The following is a 3,299-nucleotide window of genomic DNA, read 5'->3' as shown; positions in this document are numbered from 1 at the left end:
GATCGATGACCTTGAACTTCCCCGACTGGAGTCCGTACATGTATTACAGCAGTGGCAATTACGAAGCCTTCGCCCGCCCGCGCAAGCCAGACGGGGTCGACGGCAAATCCGCATGGTTCGTCGGCTCCGGCCTGGCCTCGCTGGCCGGCGCCGCCTTCCTGATCCGCGATGGCCAGATGCCGGGCGAGCGCATCACCATCCTGGAACGCATCGACGTGCCGGGCGGCGCACTGGATGGACTTGAGAAGCCGGACAAGGGCTTCGTGATCCGCGGCGGCCGCGAGATGGAGAACCATTTCGAATGCCTGTGGGATCTGTTCCGCAGCATTCCGTCGCTGGAAGTCGAGGGGGCCAGCGTGCTCGACGAGTTCTACTGGCTGAACAAGGACGACCCCAATTTCTCCCTGCAGCGCGCCACCATCGAACAGGGCAAGCCTGCGCCCGACATGGGCAAGTTCACGCTCAGCAAGGCCGCGCAGAAGGACATGCTCAAGGTCTTCATGGCCACGCGCGAGGAGATGGAGAACAAGCGCATCAACGAGGTGTTCGGTGAGGACTTCCTCGCCAGCAACTTCTGGATGTACTGGCGCACCATGTTCGCGTTCGAAGAGTGGCATTCGGCGCTGGAAATGAAGCTCTATCTGCACCGCTTCATCCACCACATCGGCGGTCTGGCGGATCTTTCCGCGTTGAAGTTCACCCGCTTCAACCAGTACGAATCGCTGGTGCTGCCATTGGTGAAGTGGTTGAAGGACCAGGGCGTGGTGTTCCAGTACTGCACCGAGGTGACAGATGTCGATTTCGACATCGATGCCACCAACGGACGCAAGCAGGCCACGCGCATCCACTGGAACCGCGACGGCCAGCCCGGTGGCATGGCACTCGGCCCCGATGACCTGTTGTTCATGACCATCGGCTCGCTGGTGGAAAACAGCAACGAGGGCGACCACAAGACCGCGGCGCTGCTGGACGAAGGCCCGGCACCGGCTTGGGATCTGTGGCGGCGCATCGCGGCCAAGGATCCGTCGTTCGGGCGGCCCGACGTGTTCGGCACGCACATTCCGGAGACCAAATGGGAATCCGCCACCATCACCACGCTGGACGCGCGCATCCCGAAGTACATCGAGAAGATCGCCAAGCGCGACCCGTTCAGCGGCAAGGTGGTGACCGGCGGGATTGTCACCGCCAAGGATTCCAGCTGGCTGCTGAGCTGGACGGTGAACCGCCAGCCGCACTTCAAGAAGCAGCCCAAGGACCAGGTCGTGATCTGGTTCTATGGCCTGTTCGCGGACGTGCCGGGGGATTACGTCAAGAAGCCGATGCAGGACTGCACCGGCGAGGAAATCACCCAGGAATGGCTGTATCACATGGGTGTGCCGGTTGAGGACATCGCGGAGCTTGCAGCCACGGGAGCCAACACCGTGCCGGTGATGATGCCGTACATCACCGCCTTCTTCATGCCGCGTCAAGCCGGTGATCGCCCTGACGTGGTGCCAGCGGGCGCTGTGAACTTCGCATTCATCGGCCAGTTCGCGGAGTCGAAGCAACGCGACTGTATCTTCACCACCGAGTACTCGGTGCGCACGCCGATGGAAGCGGTCTACACGCTGTTGGGCATTGAACGCGGCGTGCCGGAAGTGTTCAATTCCACCTACGACATCCGCACCCTGCTGGATGCACTGCACCAGCTGCGCGATGGCGAAGAATTGGCGTTGCCGGGCCCGTCGTTCCTGCGCGACCGCGTGTTGGCCAGGCTCGACCGCACCGAGATCGGTGCATTGCTCCACGACGCCGGCCTGCTGGCCGGGGAGGACGCATGAACATGACACAGGACACCACAAAGACCGTCGCCTCGCCCTCCGGCCTGCAGCGGGTGACCGTGCTGGGCACTGGCGTGCTCGGCGCGCAGATCGCCTTCCAGTGCGCCTTTCACGGCAAGAGCGTCACGGCGTACGACATTGACGCAGCAGCGCTGGAGCGTGCCCGCGACGCCCTGACGCGATTGGCTCAGACATATGCCGCCGACCTGCCGGGGACGACGCCCGAGGCGACCACCAGGGTCGCGGCGGCCATCGCACTGAGCAGCGACCTTGCGCAGGCCGTGCGCGACGCGGACCTGGTAATTGAAGCGGTGCCGGAGAAGCTGGAACTCAAGCGCTCAGTCTATGCCGAACTCGCCAGGCTGGCGCGCGAAGGCACCATCTTCGCCACCAACTCCTCCACGCTGCTGCCCAGTGCATTCGCGGATGCGACGGGCCGGCCGGAGAAGTTCCTGGCGTTGCATTTCGCCAATCACATCTGGCGCCAGAACACAGCGGAAGTGATGGGTACGCCGCAGACCGATCCTGAGGTGTTCGAGCAGGTGGCGCGCTTCGCTGCGGAAATCGGCATGGAACCGATCCGACTGCACAAGGAGCAGCCGGGTTACGTGCTGAATTCGCTGCTGGTGCCGTTGCTCAACGCGGCCGCCGCCTTGTTGTTGAAAGGTGTGGCGAGTCCGGAGGACATCGACAAGACCTGGCGAATCGGGACCGGCGCCAAGCTGGGGCCGTTCCAGATCTACGACATTGTCGGCCTGCGCACGGCGTACAACATCGCAAGCGCAAATCCCGCAACGCAGGGCTGGGCCGAATATCTCAAGGTGAACTACATCGACAAGGGTCGCCTGGGCGCCGGTGCGGGGGGGGGCTTCTACGATGATTGACGCCATGTCCGCCGCCCGTGCGTGCTCCGTCGGGAACGGTCACCGCACGCTGACGGCGTCCTGTGCAAGGCGGTGGCATACTGCCGCCCCGTCGCGCCGGAGCCGGCCGTGAGCCAAGCCCAACGCCACGCACGTCCGCTCAACCGCAGTGAATCGCAGGCCCGCACGCGCGCGGCGCTGCTGGATGCCGCCGAGGCGCTGATCGTGGAGCACTCGATCCCGGCGCTGTCGCTGCGCGCCGTCTGCACGCGTGCCGGCTATACGCAGGGGGCCTTCTACTCCAACTTCGCCGATCGCGAGGAGCTGCTGCTGGAGGTGATGGAGCGCAACCTCGAACAGAAGGCCGCCAGCCTGGAGCAGATGCTGGCGACCTGCGGCGACGCAGGTCTCGACGGCACCCTGGCGTGCATCCTGGATTGGCTGGACACCATCCACCATCGGGGCGAATGGGCGCGCATCGCCATGGAGCTGGGGTATAGGAAGTTCAACCGCCCTTTTTGGCGAGTCTGGCGGGTAGGAAGCGGCCGCGCAAGCGCCGCTTTGGGCACAGATCGGGCACAGATCGGGGGTTCATGCGTGGGTTTTCGACATCGCA

3 protein-coding genes are annotated in these 3,299 nt (G+C 64.2%); all 3 read left to right on the top strand.

All coding sequences use genetic code 11. From position 1 onward, the window contains the following. On the top strand, nt 1-1,820 hold a 1,820-nt coding region (locus AC06E9_RS19680), incomplete at its 5' end, for an oleate hydratase (protein WP_478056677.1). Beyond that, the gene (locus tag AC06E9_RS19675; protein ID WP_016448220.1) at nt 1,817-2,704 is read left to right on the top strand and encodes a 3-hydroxyacyl-CoA dehydrogenase; all 888 of its coding nucleotides are present in this window, start codon (nt 1,817-1,819) and stop codon (nt 2,702-2,704) included. The genes AC06E9_RS19680 and AC06E9_RS19675, both read left to right, overlap by 4 nt. A 108-nt stretch (nt 2,705-2,812) precedes the next feature. After that, a partial coding sequence (locus AC06E9_RS19670; protein ID WP_296283075.1) for a TetR/AcrR family transcriptional regulator occupies nt 2,813-3,299 on the top strand: 487 nt, incomplete at its 3' end.

It is taken from the genome of Stenotrophomonas sp. Steno-Z10-BAI, assembly GCF_056393115.1.
This window is presented reverse-complemented; position numbering and strand designations above follow the sequence as displayed.